Source organism: Allobosea sp. 05T438 (genome assembly GCF_056396025.1).
The window spans coordinates 1-17,792 of sequence record NZ_JBFTKQ010000010.1; the positions used below are offsets into that span (position 1 = coordinate 1).

Below are 17,792 nucleotides of genomic sequence, written 5' to 3' on the forward strand. Positions count from 1 at the left end.
GAAGAACAGGACGAACATCAGGGCACTCGCGATCATGGCCCTGCCGTCGAGCTTCCGCGCCACGCCCTCAGTTGACGCCAAAACTGGGCCGGATGCCAGTACGACGATGCCGAGCGGTAAGTTGACGGCGAAGAGCCATGGCCAGGGCGCCACCGCCAGGATGGCGCCTGCAAGACCGGGCCCTGCGGCCGAGGAGATGGCGATCGTCATCGCGTTGATGCCGATGATCGTACCGAGCAGCCGCTGCGGCACCGACAGTCGAARGTTCGTCACGCCGAGAGCCATCACCGCACCCGCGCCCAAGCCCTGGACAAACCGCGCGGCGACCAGCATCGGCAGTGTCCCCGCGCAGGCGCAGGCGGCGGARGCCAAGGTGAAGAGCGCGACGCCCGCTAGAAAGACCCGCCGCGCCCCGACCATCTCGCCGATGGCGCCGCAGGGCAGCAGCGCAACCAGAACCGCGAGCTGATAGCTCGAAACGACCCAAACCGCATCGCTCGGGCTGGCATGCAACGAGGCGGCGATCGAAGGCAGTGCGATGTTGGCGATGGCGCCGTCGAGCACCACAAGCACCAACGTCAGGAGGAGGACGGCGATTGCGAAGTAGCGYCGCGGCGCCGGYAGGCCATCGATATGGGAATCGGCAACAGTCTGCGACATGGGAGCTTTCCTTGGTGGCTCCGTCCTGATAAGCCGCGGCCAGAGATTGCACCATACGCAACGAATTCAACTGACATTTGCGTATAACGCCATGCCAGACATAGATCTGAACCTGTTGATCGCGCTCGATGTCCTGCTTCAGGAACGCAGCGTGACACGCGCTGCGCTCAGGCTACGGCTCAGCACCTCCGCGATGAGCCGCACCTTGTCCAGGCTCAGAGACGCTCTCGGCGATCCGGTATTGGTACCGGCCGGCCGCGCGATGGTTGCGACACCTCGCGCCGAGGCCATTGCCGAGGAGGTGCACATGCTCCTGACGGGCGCGCAAGCGATGCTGCGGCCGCCGCCGCCGATCGATCCGCGGAGAATGGAGCGCGAATTCACYATYCGCGCCAATGAGGCATTCACGCAGCTCTATGCAGCAAAGCTCAGCGCCGCGGTGTCGGCCACGGCGCCCAGTGTGCGGCTTCGCTTCGTGCCGAAGCCCGATAAGGAGATAAGCCCTCTGCGGCACGGGACGGTCGATCTCGAGATYGGGGTGATCTCGGGCGAGGGACATGAACTTCGCGCACAAACCCTCTATCGCGACAGCTATGTCGGTGTGGCTCGGGCCGGCCATCCCCTCCTGGATGCGGCAGTCACGCCGGAGGGCCTTTGCGCGTGGGGCCATGTGGTGTTTGCGCGGCGTCGGGATCGATCCAGCCCGGCCGATGAAGCGCTGGCCGCCCTTGGGCTCTCGCGCCGAGTGGCCGTCATCGTCCCCGGCTTTCCAGCTGTGATCGCCGTTGCGGCGGCGTCCGACCTCCTGGGTCTCGTCCCGCGCTCGGCTTGCCTGGCACTTCCGGGATACACGACGGCTCTCTTCGATTTGCCGATCCAGATGCCCGAGCTCGTCGTGTCACAGATCTGGCACCCGCGGATGGATGCCGATGCCGGCCATCGCTGGCTCCGTGCACTGGTATTCGAAGCGTTCCGCAAGGGTCCGTAACCCCACGCGAAACCCGCCTTGGCGAGTTCGGATGCGACGGCATCAGGCGAAGCATCGTCCTCCGCCCTGCACGCGCTCCGCAGCCAACCGGCCCTTGCCAATATGCTGTTACTCCGACCCACGCTCGAAGGAGCGCGAACGCACCGCGATGATCGCAATCGCGCTGATCGCGCAGCACAACATCAGATAGGCGACGACCAAGATCGGCTTGCCGCCGGCTTGCGCTACCAGCGCCGAGGCGATGAAGGGCGTGGGCCCAGCAATGAGCAAGCTGTTCAACTCGCGCGTCATCGCGATGCCGGAGAAGCGGTAGCGCGTCGGGAACAGGTTCGCCAGGAAGGCGCCCTGGGCGCTGGCGAGCCCGGCGAAGCCGATGCCATATCCAATGCTGAGCGCGATCGAGGCGAGCACGACATTCTTCGTGTCGAGCAGCGCGAACATTGGAAATGCGTAGAGGAAAACGAAAATCGCGCCAAAGAGATAGACTCGCGCATGGCCGACACGATCGGCAAGCGCGCCCATCGGCGGTGTCAGGACGATGCCAGTGAGCGTCGCAATCATCACCGCGGTCAGCGAATCCGTGCGGCTCATATGGAGCGTATTGGTCATGTAGCTGAGGCTGAAGGCGCTCAGGATATAGGCGTTGGCATTGTGGCCAGTGACCGACAAGAAGCCGAAGAGCAGCTCCTTCGGGCTTTTGGTGATCAGCTCACCGAGCGGGACGCGCGCCTCGTGGCGCTTCTCGGCGGCCTTTTCCATCGCCGCGACATATTCCGGGGTCTCGTCGAGGTTCTTCCGGATATAGAGCGCGACGAAGAACAGCAGTGCCGAGATCAGGAAGGGTACGCGCCAGGCCCAGCCGAACAGCGTCTCCTCCGGCAGATAGGACACCAGCAAGAACATCAGCGTCGCGAGCATAATGCCGACCACCGTCGCGGCCTGGAGATAGGCGGTATAGTAGGCCTTGCGCTCTGGCGGCACGTATTCCGCGACCAAGGTCACCGCTCCGGCATATTCCGCACCGGCGCCGAAGCCCTGGAGCAAGCGCAGGATGACGAGGAGGACCGGAGCCCAGAGACCGGCCTGCGCATAAGTCGGCAACAATCCCATGGCCACGGTCGACAAGCCCATGAGCGCGATCGTGAAGATGAGAGCGGGCTTGCGTCCAAACCGGTCCCCCATATGCGAGATCAGCACGCCACCAAGCGGCCGGCTGAAGAAGCCGACGGCGAAGGTCGCGAAAGCCGCCAACACGCCGGCGGACTCCGAGAACTGGGGAAAGAACAGCTTGTTGATGATCAAGCCGGCAGCGGCTCCGTAAAGCGCATAGTCGAACCATTCGATGATGGTCCCGATCGTCGCTGCCGCGACCGCGCGTCGGATATTGGCTTGCTCGGCCGGGGCACGGCCTGCCGCGATTGACATCGTCATATGGGGTTCCCTCGATATTGTTGTTGTGATTGGCTAAGCCGCTTCGAATGGCTTCAGGTGACGGTTTCCGGCATTGCGAGCCCGAACCACCCCGCGCTCTCGGCAAGTCCCGCGACAATTCCTGCCGAGAGCTGGACGCCATCGCTTCGCTGCCGATCCCGCCGTGCGAGCGCCCGAGAACCGGGCAAATCCACATGATCGAAGCCGGATCGCGGCGCCGATGCGCGGCAAAGGCCGACGAGCGCTTCGACCTGTCGATCAAAGTCATCAGCTCCGCCGAAGGCGGACGGGTTGATCACGAGGATCAGCACCGCCGCGCTCCAGCCGTCGCCGCCCTCGGCCCGCCCGCGCCCGCCGAGGCAGCCGGTCAGCAGCTCGACGATCAGGCCGATCGAAAAGCCCTTGTGCCCAGCCTCCAGCCCGCCGAGCGGCAGGATCGAGCCCGGAGGATCGGCAGCGATGACGTTTGGATCGGTGGTCGGCCGCCCCTGCGCATCCATCAGGAACAGATGCGGCAGCGCCTCGCCGCGCTGGCGGAAGGCTGCGACACCGCCATTGGTCATCAGCGCCGTGGACATGTCGATCAGGATGGGCGCATCCGGCGCCGGCGCGCCAAAGGCGATCGGATTGGAGGTCAGCGCCGGCGTCACCCCGCCGAAGGGCGCGACGCTGCTGTGGCCGGGATCGGTCAGCGTCAGCAGCATCATGCAGCCAGCATCGATCGCCGGCTGGAGATAAGCGCCGAGGCAGGCGGTGTGATGGCTGCGCTGGATCGCGACCGCTCCGAGACCGAAGCGCTTCGCCCGTCCGATCGCTGCGGCGGTGGCGCGGCGCGCCAGCCAGGGACCGGGCAACTTGCGCCCGTCCCAGGTCAGGCATGCCCCGAAATCGTTGAGAACTATCGGCTCGCCCTCGACCAACAGGCCGCCTGTTTCGATCTCGCGCAGATAGAGCGGCAGCAGGGCGAGGCCATGGGTCGACTTGCCGAGCAGGTCGCCCTCGACGAGCACGTCGGCTACGTCGATGGCCTTGTCGGCCGGCATGCCCGCACGCTCCAACAGACTGCGCGCGAGGGCGAGCAGGTCCTCGGCGCGGTAGCGACCGCCGATCTGGCCGGCCGGCTTCTGCGATGAAGCCTCACTCATGCGTTATCCTCCTGTTCCCGCCCGCTTGTTCTTCTGTTTCAGGCGTGTGCCGGTCAGATCGTCCAGCCACCGTCGATGATGTGAGCCTGCCCGGTCGTGTAGGTGGCGCCGGCGAGATAGACGACGAGGTCGGCGATCTCCCGCGGCGTTCCGATGCGCCCGATCGGCTGGCGGGCGACGAAGGCGGCGCGTGCTTTCTCGTAGTCGCCCTGGGCGCTCAATCGCTGCTGCAAGGACGGGCTCTCGACCGTGCCCGGGCAGATCGCGTTGCAGCGGATGCCCTCGGCGACATAGTCGGCAGCGATCGACTTGGTCAGCCCGATCACGGCCGCCTTGGTCACGCCGTAGGCGAAGCGGCTCGGTACGCCTTTCACGCTGGAAGCGACCGAGGCCATGTTGACGATCGAGCCAGCCTTGCGTTCCAGCATGCCGGGCAGCGCGGCCTTGATCGTGCGGACCATCGCCTTGACGTTGAGGTCGTAGGCGAAGTCCAGGTCGGCTTCGCTCGCTTCCAGCACAGTCCCGTTCTGGACGACGCCGGCGCAGTTAAAGAGCACGTCGACCCGGCCGATATCGGCGAAGAAGGCGGCGACGGCGGGCCCGTCCAGAACGTCCAGCCGCCGGCGCTTCAACTGCGGCCCGGCTTCGATCGCAGCCAAGGCCTCATCATTGATGTCCGTCGCCCAGACGATGGCGCCTTCGCGGTCGAAGGCCTCAGCGGTTGCCCGGCCGATGCCCTGCCCCGCGGCGGTGATGACGACGACCTGTCCCGTGAGCGCGCCCATCTCAGGCCCCCGCCTTCAGGCCCGGCGCCGTGCCATGGCTCTTGCGGTGAACGATGGTCTTGTCGAGCGCCTCCCAATCCCAGTCGATACCGAGGCCGGGCTTGTCGGACGGGATCGCCTTGCCGTTCTCGATGCGGATCGTCGAGGAGGTCACGAGGTCGAGCTGCGGGATGTATTCGAGCCACCGGCTGTTCGGCACGGCGCAGCACAACCCGAGATGGATCTCCATCAGGAAGTGCGGGCAGACCGGCACGTTGAACGCCTCGGCCATATGAGCGACCTTGAGCCAAGGCGTAACGCCCCCGATCCGGCCAACATCGACCTGAACGATCGAGCAGGCCCCGGCCTCGAGGTAGTCCTTGAACTGCGACAGCGAATACATCGACTCGCCGACCGCGATCGGCACCGTCGTCGACTGCGAGAGCCGGCGATGGGCGCCGACATCATCGGCATGGATCGGCTCCTCAAACCAGGCGACGTCGAGCTTTTCGTAGTGCCGTGCACGGCGGATCGCTTCGTCGAGCGAGAGGCCCTGATTGGCGTCGGTCATCACCTCCCAATCCCAGCCAACCTTGTCGCGCACGGCTGAGAGGCGCTTCACGTCTTCGGCCACATGCGGACGGCCGACCTTGACCTTGGTCCCCCCGAAACCGCGTTCCTTCGCCTTGAGCGCCTCCTCGACCAGCTCGGACTCGGCCATGTGGAGCCAGCCACCCTCGGTATAGTAGAGATCGATCGCGTTCTTGGCGCCGCCAGCGAGCCGGTGCAGCGGCAGGCCGGTCTTGTGGGCGCGCAGGTCCCAGAGCGCCGTGTCGATGGCGGCCAGCGCGATCGAGGTCATGGCGCCGACCGTGGTGGCATGCACGCGGAAGAACAGGCTGCGCCAGATCCCCTCGATCTCCTCGGCGTCGCGGCCGATCAGGGCCGGTGCGAGATGGTCGTCGATCAGCTTGCAGACTGACGAGCCTCCTGTACCAATGGTGTAGCTGTAGCCCGTGCCGGTCACCCCATCCGCATCGGTTATGCGGACCATCGGCGTCTCCTGCAATTCGAAGCTCTGCACGGCGTCGGTGCGCTTGACCTTCGGCTTCAGGTCGGCCTGCAACACCTCGACGGATATGATCTTCGCCACTTCCGGCTCCCTTCTTAGTTGTTTCTCAGCGTTGCCGTGTCGCTCTTGCAGGGCAGAGCGGTTATCGGCGGCCGGTCACAAGCTCTTGCCGTACCGCACCATGCTGGCGGGCAGTGGCGTCGTGCCTGCTCCCGGCTGCTGCGGCAGCGAGTAAATGCCGCCCTCGACTCTGATCGGCTCCTGAAAGTGATCCTTGATCCACGGGATGTACTCGAGGATCGTCGAGGCCGGATGCCAGTAGGAGAGATGGACATGGACCTGGCTCATCTCGCCGGCATGAGGCACCACCGGTAGACGATACGCGTGGGCGAGATCCGCGACCTGGATGTATTCGGTGATGCCGGCGAGCCGGGTCACGTCGGGCTGGACAAAGGTCAGCGCGCCGGCTGTCAGGAACGCCTTGAATGCGTCCAGTGTGTAGAGCTGCTCGCCGAGCGCGACCGGGATCGAGGTCGAGCGGGCAAGCGCCGCATGACCGGCCACATCGTCGTACCAGAGCGGCTCCTCGAACCAGAAAATGTCGAGCGGCTCAGCTTGCGCGCAAAAACGCAGGCAGGTCGGCAGATCCCATTTGCCGTTGCCGTCGACCGCCATGCGGATGCTGGGTCCGATCGCCGTGCGCACGGCCGAGAGACGCTCGATGTCGACAGAGGGGTCGTCATGTCCGACCTTGATCTTGATACGCGTGAAGCCGTCGACCTCGACAGCCTTCTTCGCGCCCGAGATCAGGGCTTCCTTCGAGAAGGACAGCCAGCCGATATCCGTGTTGTAGGCCTCGAGTTTCTTGATGTTCTGGCCGCCGAGGAATTTCCACAGCGGCAGGCCGGCTTTCTTTGCCGCAAGGTCCCATAAGGCGACATCGATGGCGGCCAGTGCCAGATGCGTGATCCCGGCCCGCCCGACCCATTGCAGCGCCGGATAGCGTGCGAGCTTGGTCCAGAGTCGCGAGCGGTCGTTGGCGTCCTCGCCGATGAGCAGCGGCGCATAGGAGGTCGCTATGCAGGAGGTGATCAGCCGGTCGGATTCGAGATGGGCATGCGTGCCCGTGAAGCCATAGCCTTCCAGGCCGTCGTCGGTGCGGATGCGGGCTCCGACCACGCCCCAATGGGTGATGTTGTGGGTCGAATCGGAGATCGAGCTTTCCGTCAGCGGCAAGTGCAGGATGAATGGTTCTACGGCGACGATCTTCATGGGATGGCGGCCTTCCTGTTCCTGAAAAATGGGGAGGGTGCGGAGCATCTCGCGCGTCAGCGCATGGGCTGTGCGAGGCCGCTGCGTGACTGCTCGTGGCGCGACACGGCGAAGAATTCGGCGCGCGGCGCGCCCTCAACGATCGCGCCCGTATCCATGAAAATGACGCCATCGGCGCTTTGCCGAGCGAACGCCTTTTCGTGGTCGACGCAGATTATCGACATGCCGTCGCCGGGGCGCGTTCGAAGGCCGTGTCCCGCTCGCCGCTGCCAACACCACGATCGACACCGTCCTGTGCCTGGAGCGCGTCACACGTCTCGGCCGTTGCCCGAAGGCTTGCGAGTGCAACTGGGTACGCAAGCGTCTCGCTTGTCATTCTCATCCTCCCTCCCGAGGCGTGACGTTACTCAGGACAACGGAAATGTAAAATAAAAAATTTTCTGTTTTTTAAATTGCGCTGCCAAAGGGATTGCGCGATCATGGCCCGCATGAGCTCAGTCGTGCGCGCCACCTTGTCCGATCAGGCCTATGAGGAACTGCGATCGCGCATCCTCTCGGGGGCGCTACCGGGCGGGAGGCGACTTCTTCCCGAGGAGCTGGCGCTCAACCTTGCGATCAGTCAGACACCCATCAAGGAAGCGCTGTTGCGGCTGGAGGCCGATGGTCTTGTGGTCTCGCCGATGCGCAAAGGGGCGGTCGTGCGCCAATTCACCCGCGCCGACGTCGAGGAACTCTACGAAGCGCGCATGCTGATCGAATTAAACGCTGTCGGGCAGATCTTCGAAAAAGGGCCAATTGCGCCCGAATTGATCACCGATCTGTCGCGCTGCCTCGACGCTCACGAATTCTATGCGCGGCGCGGTACGCTCGACGACATCACTACCGCCCTCGTCCACGATCGCAAGTTCCACAGCGTGCTGATGACGGCGGCCGGCAACCAAATGATCTGCGAATGGCACCAGCGCATTCTCGGACAGACCCATACCGTATTCGTCTATCTCGCCGGCAATTACAGCCGCTCGGCCGACGAACACCGCGACATTCTCGATGCGCTGAAGGCCGGTTCGTCCGGCCAGACGCGAGAAGCTTTACGCCGACATCTCCTGCACAGCCACGACAACGCCTTGGAGAATGTCCGGCGCTCAGGACTGGCCGAAATAAAGGAGTCTTGAACAGGCCGCGTGCACTCTGTTGTACATCCGGGAGAATGCGAGGAGGTCTCCGGGCTTTGCCGGCACTCTCGCGCTTTGCCGTGCCCGCCGTCAGCGCCCTTGAGACCATTTCGGGTTTTCGAAAGGGAGTTTCTCAGGATCATCGCAGCCATTCAGGAGCGCAGATGAGACAAACCCGAAGGACCGCGCCATCGAGAACCTTCCTAGGTCCGTTATGGCCGCCCGCACACGGAAATCCTGACAGTACCATGCTGTTCATCCAGGCCGCGAAGGCATCATCATGAGACCGCAGAATTAGGCGAAGCTCAGCTTCGGAAACTGGTTGAAGGGAGCAGCTCCTTGGCAATAAGCTCGCTGCCGCCCTCGTCAACAAGCTGGCTCGCATCAGCTGGAGCGCACTGCGCAACGACCGATCGCTCGATACGCACGGGGACCGTCCGCTACCAGTTTCGTCATCAACCGGCAGCGTCGCGCCAGGATCGGACACTGAGCCACTGCCCGGTAGCGCACGTTCAGCAAAAGGGTGCAAGAAGCAGTTGTTACACTAGGAGTCGAAGTTGGCGCCCCTGCCAGGAAGCGCGTGGTCAGAAGCGTAGGGTGGCGACCCGTTGCGATGCTCTTTTGGAGCGGGGAGAGGCGCAAGCATGTGGCCTTATGTGATGCGATCGCCCCGCCCCGACCGCGTAGCTAGGCGGTCCATCCGCCGTCGATGGTCAGGCTAGCGCCGGTCATGTAGCCAGCTCCAGGACCCGTCAGCCAAGCAACAAGGTCGGCGATCTCATCTGGCTTCCCGATGCGGCCCAGCGGCAGCTTCGGAACGATGTACGCCATCAGATCAGCGGTCATATCGGTTTCCACCGGACCGGGCTGAACGTTGTTGATGGTGATCTGGCGGGGCGCGAAGTCGAGTGCGGCGCCGCGCACCAACTGGGCCACGGCGGCCTTTGTCATGGCGTAGACGCTGGAACCGGGCGAGCCGATCCGGTCTGCGGTGTTGCTGCCGATGGTGACGATGCGGCCACCGTCCAGAAGGTGAGAAGCAGCGTAGCGGATCGCAGCGAACACCCCACGCACATTGATTGCCAGCATGCGGTCGAAGTCGTCCAGGGTGAACTGATCGATGGCGCCGCCCATGAGGATGCCAGCGTTCACGACAAGGACACCCAGCTTGTCGAAGCGCTCGACAGCGGTTTCGACTGCGAGGCGCACGGCCTCGGGATCTGCGCTGTCGGCCCGGATGGCAAGCACGGTCCCGCCGGCGGCTTCGATGTCCTGGACCAGCGCGGCGGCTCGATCCGGCGCGCTGACATAGGTGAAGGCGACGGGGCGCCCCCCGGCGGCGAGACGACGAACGATGGCGGCGCCCATGCCGCGCGCGCCGCCGAAAACCAGGGCGGGCGCGGTCGGAGAAGAGGTGGTGGTCATGTGCCAATTCCATTCTTGACTGATTGGTCCTAAATCCATTCTCCATTCGGGACCAAGCAGTCAAGTATTTTCTGGATTGAATGATCAAAATTGGTACAGTGTAGCCATGGCTAGACCTTCAGAGTTCGATCGAGACGAGGCGATCGCTAGCGCGATCAAGGTGTTCGCGCGGCAGGGGTTTGAGGCGGCCTCGACCAGCGACTTGCTCGAAGGCATGGGCATCGCCCGGCAAAGCCTCTACGGCGCGTTCGGAGATAAGCGGGGCCTGTTCCTGGAGGCCCTCCGCCGCTACGCGGCGAGCTCACTTGCGCAGATGCGCGAGGCCCTTGCGGAAGGGACGGCGGCCGAAGGCATCGAGGCGGCCCTGCTAGTCGGGTTGGGTTCCAGCGACGATGTCGAAAGCGGCTGCCTGGGGGTCGGGTCGGTCGTCGAGTTCAGCCGCTCGGACCCGGAGATCAATGCTCTCAACGACGCCGCCGGCGAGACCGTTGTCGCGGCCTTCGCTGCTCGATTTCGCGATGGTGTCGAGGTCGGCGAACTGGACGCGGGGCTCGACGCTGACGCCGTCGGCCGGATGCTGCTGGTCCTGCGTTCGGGCCTCAAGGTGGCGGCGCGTGGCGGCGCCAGCGATGCTGAACTCCGCCATGCCGCCGGCCTGGCGCTGCGCGGCCTGATCACAGTAAGTCCAAGCCGCTAGTGCTGCTCTCCACCCGTGCGGTAGCGGCGTTGACCGGGTCCAAGACAGTCCTCGCGCCATTTGCTGACGTTGGCGCACCATCCAGAAGCGGACATGTCTGGCTCTATGGCGTACCTGAACTCCGCACCTTCGTGGAGGAGCGCCCCGTGAAAGCTAGCTTTGCTGGGCGGCGTCCTTCGGCAAATGGAGCGGGGCCTGGCACTGGCTAGGAAAGGTCGGCGCCACGACGTAGACCGCTTGGCAGCGAGCATGCGCGGAGCGCCCGGAGTGTCGTCGATCCAAGCGAACTACCCCGTTTGTGGTCGTTGTGGGCTTGGGCATATCAGCCTAATATCGCGACGGGCGCTGGGGTAACTCAGTGGGAGCATGACCATGTCTCACCGCGTGCCATTTACCCCGGGTGATCTGACCGATCATCAATTGGGCGCTGATGACACTCTTGCCGGCGATCCGACCAGCACTGTTTTGATTGGCGACGCAGGCGGCAACCTGCTCGATCATTCCAAGGGCGGCAACGACACGTTCAGCGGGGGCGCCCCTGCCAACTACACCTTCTACGGTGACGCGGTCGGCAGGATGCTCGACCATGCTCAGGGCGGCAACGACTCTTTCAGGGGTGCGCTCAGCTCCACCAACACGGCTTACGGTGACGTGGGTGGCGACATGCTCGACCACGGCAAGGGCGGCAATGACGTTTTCACGGGTGGGGGCCTCTCCACCAACACTTTTTTCGGGGATGCGGGCGGCCGGATGTCCGGCCAGGCTCAGGGCGGCGATGATCGTTTCGTGGGCGCTGCCCTGTCCAACAACATCATCATCGGAGATGCGGGCGGCGATATGTCCGGCCATGCTCAGGGCGGCAGCGACAACTTCATCGGCGCCAGCAACCAGGCCAACAACGCCTTCTATGGCGACACGGTCGGCAGCATGTTCGACCATGCTCGAGGCGGCAATGACAGCTTCACCGGCGGCGGCCGCGATGCCGACAACAGTTTCTACGGTGATGCGCTCCGCGACATGTCGGATTTCGCCCAAGGCGGCAACGACGATTTCACGGGTGGCGGTGCCTTCAGCAACAACGTTTTCGCCGGCGACGCCGGGCGCAGCATGTCCGGCCATGCTCGGGGCGGCGACGACAGTTTCACAAATAATGGCGCCTTTTCCACCAACTTTTTCTACGGTGACGCGTTCGACATGGTCGACTTTGCCAAGGGCGGCAACGACACCTTCACCAGCGGTCCCGGCTCCAGCAACACTTTCTTCGGTGATGCCGGCCACAACATGTTCGGCCGGGCTCAGGGCGGCGATGACGTGGCGTTCTTTGCCGGCAATGAGGGCCTATCCGCACAGTTCGCGAATGCGGCCTATGGCGACGCGCAGACGATGTTCGGCGATGCTGCCGGCGGCAATGACCGCCTGTCGGGCGGCGTCGGTTCCGGGGATGTCGTCAACCAGTTCTATGGCGACGCGCAATCCATGCGCGAGGCGGCGAGAGGCGGCAACGATACGCTGACCGGCGGCAGCAACAGCGGCGGAGGCGCGGTGACGAACAGCCTCTTCGGTGACGCCGCAACCCTGTCAGGCTTCGCCAGGGGCGGCAATGATACCTTGATCGCCGGGACCGCAGCATCCGGATCCGCGGTCAGCAACGACATGTGGGGCGACGGACAACTGAGCGACCACGCGCGTGGCGGCGCCGATCTGTTCCTGTTCAAGGATTCTGGTTCGATGACGGTCGGGACCAATAACACCATCGAAGATTTCAGTCAGGCCCAGCATGACAAGATCGGGTTCAACGGTGTGGCGGGCGTACACTCCTTCGTTGATCTGACCATCGCGCAAAGCGGCTCCGACACCGTCATTACCGCCGGGGCGGATCAGGTTACGCTGCACAATTTCACGCACATGCTGACACATAGTGATTTTTTGTTCGCCTGAAAGCAAAGCGGGATTTTCCGGCGGCTCGTTCAAGCGCAGCTGTCGGAAGTTCCGGGAAATCTTGCCTGCTGTTGGCCGAAGGCGGATCTCCGGTGAGATCCGCCGGGGCCGTAGGGTGGGCCCTGCCTGACCCGTTCACATCTGCTTAGGGATGGCTGCCTTGCTTCCCAAGCCCTCTTCCAATGCTGCCAGCGAGGCGTTGGCCTCCTGCCGCTCCGCCTTCCTGGCGGTCGCGCTGTTCTCTGCCCTGGTCAATGTGCTGATGCTGACCGGGTCGATCTACATGTTGCAGGTCTATGACCGGGTGCTGCCCTCGCGCAGCGTGCCGACGCTGGTCGCGCTCTCGATCATTGTCGCAGCCCTCTACATTCTGCTCGGCCTGTTCGATTGGCTGCGCCAGCGCATCATGATCCGGATCGGGATCGTGCTCGACCGCCAACTCAGCGCGCCGGTGGTCGGCGCAATCCTCGGTACGAACTTACGCGGCGGGCCGGGCGGCATTCAGCTCTCACGCGATCTCGACAGCGTGCGCGGCTTTTTCTCGGGGCTCGGGCCGACGACGCTGTTCGACCTGCCCTGGATCCCGCTCTATGGCGGTCTGTGCTTCCTGCTGCACCCTTCTCTCGGCTGGACCCTGGTCGCCGGCGCGGCGATCCTCATCTTCATCGCCTTGCTGACCGAAGTGCTGACGCGTGGCCCGGCGCGCGAGTCGTCTCGCGTGGGTGCCGAGCGCTCGGCCCTGCTCGAGGCCGCCAGGCGCAATGCCGAAGTGATCGGCGCGCTCGGCATGGAGCGGCGCGTCGCCACTCTGTTCGACCGCATCAACGACCGTTACGTCGTGACCAATCTTGGCTCGTCCGATCTCGTCAGCACGCTCGGCACGATGTCGAAGACCATCCGCTTCATGCTGCAGTCGGCCATGCTCGGCCTCGGCGCCTGGCTGGTGATGAAGAACGAGGCCTCCTCGGGCGTGATGATCGCCGCCTCGATCCTGAGCGGCCGGGCGCTGGCACCGATCGAACTCGCCATTGGCAGCTGGCGGCCTTTCATCGGTGCCCGCCAGGCCTGGCAGCGGTTGAAGGCCGCGCTGGCGGAGCCGCGCGGCCATCCCTCCATCGCGCCGGACCGGCCGACGCAGCGGCTGGTGCTGGAACATGTCTTCGTCGCGGCGCCGGGCGCCCAGGGCCCAATCGTGAAGGATGCAGGCTTTGCGCTGAATGCGGGGCAAGGGCTTGCGATCATCGGCCCCTCCGCCTCCGGCAAGTCGACGCTGGCGCGGGCGGTGGTCGGGGTCTGGCCGCTGATGCGCGGCAGCCTGCGCCTGGACGGCGCGACGCTCGACCAATGGGCTCCCGAGCAGCGCGGCGGGATCATCGGCTACATGCCGCAGGACGTGCAGCTCTTCGCCGGCACGGTGGCGGAAAACATCGCCCGCTTCGATCCGGATATCAGCGAGGAGGCCGTTCTCGCCGCAGCCAAGGCGGCCGGCGCCTACGCCATGATCCTCGGCCTGCCCAAGGGCTTCGAGACGCCGATCGGCGAAGCCGGCAGCCTCCTTTCCGGCGGCCAGCGCCAGCATATCGCACTCGCCCGGGCGCTCTACCGCGACCCGTTCCTGGTTGTGCTCGACGAGCCGAACGCTAGCCTCGATGCTGCGGGCGATGCGGCGCTCACCGCCGCCGTCAGCAGCGTGCGCGAGCGCGGCGGCATCGTGATCGTCATTGCCCACCGCCCCTCGGCGCTCGCTGGCACCGACCTCGTCCTGATCCTGGCTGAGGGCCAAGTGCAGGCGTTCGGGCCGAAGGAGGAGATCCTGCGCAAGAGTCTGGCGGCTGCCCCCGCAGCGGCCGGCGCCGGCTTCCCGACTTCGAAGAGGATAGTGACAACCGATGCGCACGGCTAACGAGAACATGGCAGGTAGGCACCTGTCAGGTCCTGCGAACCGGAAGATCGCGCGCCGCCTAGATCCCCGTCGCGATATCCGCCAGGCGGCGATCGCTGGCGTCGCCGTCATCGCCGTGCTCTTCGGCACAGTCGGGCTCTGGGCCGCGACCGCACCGCTGGCGGGCGCGGTCATCGCCTCCGGAAAGATAGTTGTCGAGAGCAATGTCCGCCGCATCCAGCATGCAGCCGGCGGCATCGTAGCGGAGATCCGGGTCAAGGACGGCGACCACGTCAAGGCCGGCGACGTCCTGGTCAGGCTCGACGAGACCCATGCCAGGGCAAGCCTGGCACTGATCGAGATCGAACTGCGCCGGTTCCAGGCCCGCAAGGCCCGCCTCGAGGCCGAGCGCGACGGCAAGGCCGAGGTCGTCGTCCCAACGGAGCTGGCGGAGCGGGCCAGAGCGCCGACGGTGATCCAGGCGCTGGACAGCGAGCAGGCCCTGTTCCGCACGCGACGCAGCGCGGCCGAGCTGCAGCGCTCGCAGTTCCGCGAGCGCATCGCCCAGTCGCGCGAGGAGATCAGGGGGATCGCGGCCCAGATCGAGGCCAAGCAGGGGCAGGCCGGCCTGATCAAGCAGGAACTCGACGGCGTACAGAAGCTCTACGACCAGAACCTCGTCGCGCTGTCACGGCTGACGGCGCTGCAGCGCGAGGCCTCACGACTCGCCGGCGAGCAGGGCAGCCTCATTGCCGACACGGCCCGGGTGAAGGGACGCATCGCCGAGATCGAGCTGCAGATCCTGCAGATCGACGAGGACCTACGCCGCGAGGTCACGACCGAGTTGCGCGATGTCGACGGCAAGATCGCCGATCTCTCCGAGCGGCGCATAGCAGCGGTCGACCAGCTAGACCGGACCGAGATGCACGCGCCGCAGGACGGCATCGTTCACCAGAGCACGGTGCACACGATCGGCGGCGTTATTTCGCCGGCCGAGCAGATCATGCTGATCGTGCCCGAGACGGACGGTCTCGTGATCGAGGCACGCATCGAGCCGGCCATGATCGACCGGTTGCGCATCGGCCAGGCTGTAGTACTGCGGTTTCCTGCTTTCGACAGTCGCGCGACCCCCGACCTGGAGGGGCGCCTGATCCAGATCTCGGCCGACGCCTCCACCGACGAGAAGACAGGTGTCTCCTTCTACACCGCCCGTATCGGCCTGAGATTGACCGAAGTGAAGCGGCTCGATGGCAAGGTGCTGCTTCCGGGCATGCCAGTCGAAGCCTTCATCCAGACCGGCCTGCGCACCGCCTTCGTCTATCTCGTCAAGCCGATCGAGGACCAGATCGCGCGATCGTTCCGATACGATTGACGCTGAGCATGCTTCTGGGGGGACACATTTCGTTCTCGGACACGTCAATTTGGAAGCGAGCCGCGGAGGTAACGGCAGCGACCGACCGGCTGGCAGATCATCGAATTCTGTGGCGGCTGTTCGTTTACAGGCGACGACGGCCATCGGCCCGGCACTCCGAAGCTGATCCGCCCCGTTGAGAGGCCAAATCTGAATGGACGGTTGGTCTGGCCCCAAGCCAGTCCGGCTACGCCGCCCGCGCTGGCGTCGAGGCCAACCGGCCACCAACAATCAAGCCGCACCTCTCAGCGGAGTAGCCGCTGTTTTCAGGCCCCGGCTTTGAGCGGCCGAGGTGCGTAGGCCCAGGGCATGAGGTCATCGATCTGGCTTTGCGGATGGCCAGCGACGATGCGGGCGATGACGTTGCCGAGATCGGCTTGCGGACCGACGGCGTTGAGCTCGCAGGTTTCCACCAGCGAGGCGACGACGGCCCAGTGCTCGCCGACTGGCCAGAGTACAGCCCAAAAAACCCGGCGATCTCCAAACTGGTCTGGCAGCTCGCCTATGATCACGGCGTGCGCGTTGTCGACATCGAGCTCATCATTGAGCGAGCCCTGCGCGAAGAGCTTTCGAAAGGGCAGGGCGATGGAAACTCCCCTCGCTCAGCACCCACCCCCGATCAGACTTGAACGACCAGGCTCGGATTGAAATTCGGATTCTCTCTGGTTCCGAAACTCGTCGGGTAACCCGCCTGGTTCGCGAGGATCCGCGTCCGGCCAACCAGGTAGTCGTGGGAACCGTGGTCGTGACCGTGAATCCAAAGCTCGGGCTGATGCTTCAGGATGACCTCGCTCAGGTCTGAGGCAAAAGCGGCCGTCAGCGCCTGTCCGGCATAGCGAGCGGCGACTGAGCCCGGGTGAGGGGCATGATGGGTGACAACCACCGTCGGTCCTGCATATCGCTCTAATAAGCGGTCGACGATGAAAGCCAGATCGCGACGATGAAGCATCTCAGCGTGCGAGGGCGTGAACCGCGTGGACCTGGTGCCCTCGACGAAGCGGATCAGCCGATGGTCGTTGAGATCGGCCTGCGCCGTCATCTTCGCGGAGCGGGCATCGCCGTTCAATGCGTAATTCGTCCAGAGCATGGCGCCGATGAAGCGAACGCCATCGATCGTGGTCGCGCCAGGAGCTAGCAGTGATACCCCAAGGGTCCGCGCCAGTTCGTCCGCCTCGGGCATCTCCCTGGCCACATGTGATTTGTAGAACTCGTGGTTGCCCGGGACGAGGATGACCGGCCGCCCGTTGAAAGCGCCGCCGTCGCGCTCCCTTGCAATCCATTCGAGCGATCGCTTCAGAGGACGATAGATATCGCCGGCGAGCACCACCGCATCGAAGTCGGCGGCGATGGGTGGCAGCCGGTATCCATCAGGCAGGAATTCAATGTGGAGGTCGGAGAGGACGAGGAGCTTCATGACCGAGATTCGGTATCATTTTCCCGCAACAGCCGCACTTCGCGATAGTCGCTAGTCGCGAATGAGTTTTGTCAGAACTCGTTAGACAAGTCGCTTTCTGTGCTCGTTAGACATGTCACTTGGGCCGGTTTTCCAGCCAAGCTCAAGCAGCGCGGCGGAGCTGGTCAGGCTTGTACAGCCGCGATGCGTCGCGTCTACAAGCGGCCGAGCGGGCAGGGTGCGGCTCAAGCTGAAGGGCAGAGAAGCTATCAGCGTAACTGCGGAGGCTCTCGACTTTACCTGTGAGAATGAGCTCAAAGGCGATGACCGTGTCGCCGGTCCCGCCAAGAAATTTGACGATGGTTCGCAGCGTCACTGGCCCGGACTAGGCGCCCAGAAGGGGTGCCCGATGAGGCATCAAAATTCGCCCGTGCGGAAGCACGCAAAAGAGTCTCGGGAGGCTACTTGGCGGAGGCCAAGGCGACAATCCCGAAGCCTCGCATGAGGCGATCGACCAGCGAATTTTTGCGCCTCAAATCATC

The 17,792-nt window shown here is 64.5% G+C and carries 15 protein-coding genes and 1 pseudogene; 6 read left to right on the forward strand and 10 right to left on the reverse strand.

What is annotated here, in order from left to right; genetic code table 11:
• Positions 1-660, reverse strand: a 660-nt coding sequence (locus AC1DIN_RS19065) for an MFS transporter (RefSeq protein ID WP_476810928.1), incomplete at its 3' end; no start/stop codon positions are given.
• Between the two features lie 91 nt (positions 661-751).
• On the opposite strand from AC1DIN_RS19065, the gene AC1DIN_RS19070 reads away from it, so the two are divergent.
• Complete coding sequence (locus tag AC1DIN_RS19070) at positions 752-1,648, forward strand: LysR substrate-binding domain-containing protein (RefSeq protein WP_441473893.1); 897 nt, start codon at positions 752-754, stop codon at positions 1,646-1,648.
• A gap of 108 nt (positions 1,649-1,756) precedes the next feature.
• Here the strand turns inward: AC1DIN_RS19070 and AC1DIN_RS19075 are convergent, their stop codons facing one another.
• From AC1DIN_RS19075 to AC1DIN_RS19100, 6 genes are all read right to left on the reverse strand, one after another.
• Entirely contained in the window at positions 1,757-3,079 is a 1,323-nt protein-coding gene (locus AC1DIN_RS19075) for an MFS transporter (RefSeq protein ID WP_476810929.1), read from the reverse strand.
• A gap of 53 nt (positions 3,080-3,132) precedes the next feature.
• Complete coding sequence (locus AC1DIN_RS19080; protein ID WP_476810930.1) at positions 3,133-4,224, reverse strand: Ldh family oxidoreductase; 1,092 nt, start codon at positions 4,222-4,224, stop codon at positions 3,133-3,135.
• Positions 4,225-4,277: 53 nt separating this feature from the next.
• Entirely contained in the window at positions 4,278-5,009 is a 732-nt protein-coding gene (locus AC1DIN_RS19085; protein ID WP_476810931.1) for an SDR family oxidoreductase, read from the reverse strand.
• Position 5,010: 1 nt separating this feature from the next.
• Entirely contained in the window at positions 5,011-6,141 is a 1,131-nt protein-coding gene (locus AC1DIN_RS19090) for a mandelate racemase/muconate lactonizing enzyme family protein (RefSeq protein WP_476810932.1), read from the reverse strand.
• 75 nt (positions 6,142-6,216) lie between these two features.
• Positions 6,217-7,332: a mandelate racemase/muconate lactonizing enzyme family protein gene (locus AC1DIN_RS19095; protein WP_476810933.1), complete on the reverse strand. Its 1,116-nt coding sequence runs from the start codon at positions 7,330-7,332 to the stop codon at positions 6,217-6,219.
• 56 nt (positions 7,333-7,388) lie between these two features.
• On the reverse strand, positions 7,389-7,556 hold the full coding sequence (locus AC1DIN_RS19100) for a hypothetical protein (protein ID WP_476810934.1): 168 nt from the start codon (positions 7,554-7,556) through the stop codon (positions 7,389-7,391).
• 255 nt (positions 7,557-7,811) lie between these two features.
• Between AC1DIN_RS19100 and AC1DIN_RS19105 the strand changes: the two genes are divergently transcribed.
• Positions 7,812-8,504, forward strand: a complete 693-nt coding sequence (locus AC1DIN_RS19105; RefSeq protein ID WP_476810935.1) for a GntR family transcriptional regulator — start codon at positions 7,812-7,814, stop codon at positions 8,502-8,504.
• Between the two features lie 687 nt (positions 8,505-9,191).
• On the opposite strand, the gene AC1DIN_RS19110 is transcribed toward AC1DIN_RS19105, so the two are convergent.
• Positions 9,192-9,929 carry an SDR family NAD(P)-dependent oxidoreductase gene (locus AC1DIN_RS19110; RefSeq protein WP_476810936.1) on the reverse strand — a complete coding sequence of 246 codons (738 nt, stop codon included), beginning with the start codon at positions 9,927-9,929 and terminating at the stop codon, positions 9,192-9,194.
• 106 nt (positions 9,930-10,035) lie between these two features.
• On the opposite strand from AC1DIN_RS19110, the gene AC1DIN_RS19115 reads away from it, so the two are divergent.
• The 4 genes from AC1DIN_RS19115 (at position 10,036) to AC1DIN_RS19130 (ending at position 15,818) form a co-directional block, all read left to right on the forward strand.
• Positions 10,036-10,626, forward strand: coding sequence for a TetR/AcrR family transcriptional regulator (locus AC1DIN_RS19115; protein ID WP_476810937.1), 591 nt, complete (start codon positions 10,036-10,038; stop codon positions 10,624-10,626).
• Positions 10,627-10,998: 372 nt separating this feature from the next.
• Positions 10,999-12,564, forward strand: a complete 1,566-nt coding sequence (locus tag AC1DIN_RS19120) for a hypothetical protein (protein WP_476810938.1) — start codon at positions 10,999-11,001, stop codon at positions 12,562-12,564.
• Positions 12,565-12,715: 151 nt separating this feature from the next.
• Positions 12,716-14,467 carry a type I secretion system permease/ATPase gene (locus tag AC1DIN_RS19125; protein WP_441522338.1) on the forward strand — a complete coding sequence of 584 codons (1,752 nt, stop codon included), beginning with the start codon at positions 12,716-12,718 and terminating at the stop codon, positions 14,465-14,467.
• 7 nt (positions 14,468-14,474) lie between these two features.
• Entirely contained in the window at positions 14,475-15,818 is a 1,344-nt protein-coding gene (locus AC1DIN_RS19130) for an HlyD family type I secretion periplasmic adaptor subunit (protein ID WP_476810939.1), read from the forward strand.
• Between the two features lie 305 nt (positions 15,819-16,123).
• On the opposite strand, the pseudogene AC1DIN_RS19135 reads toward AC1DIN_RS19130, so the two are convergent.
• Positions 16,124-16,297 (reverse strand): annotated as a pseudogene (locus AC1DIN_RS19135) (transposase domain-containing protein); the annotation flags it as partial.
• 179 nt (positions 16,298-16,476) lie between these two features.
• Positions 16,477-17,271, reverse strand: a complete 795-nt coding sequence (locus AC1DIN_RS19140) for a metallophosphoesterase (RefSeq protein WP_476810940.1) — start codon at positions 17,269-17,271, stop codon at positions 16,477-16,479.
• Positions 17,272-17,792: the final 521 nt, after the last annotated feature.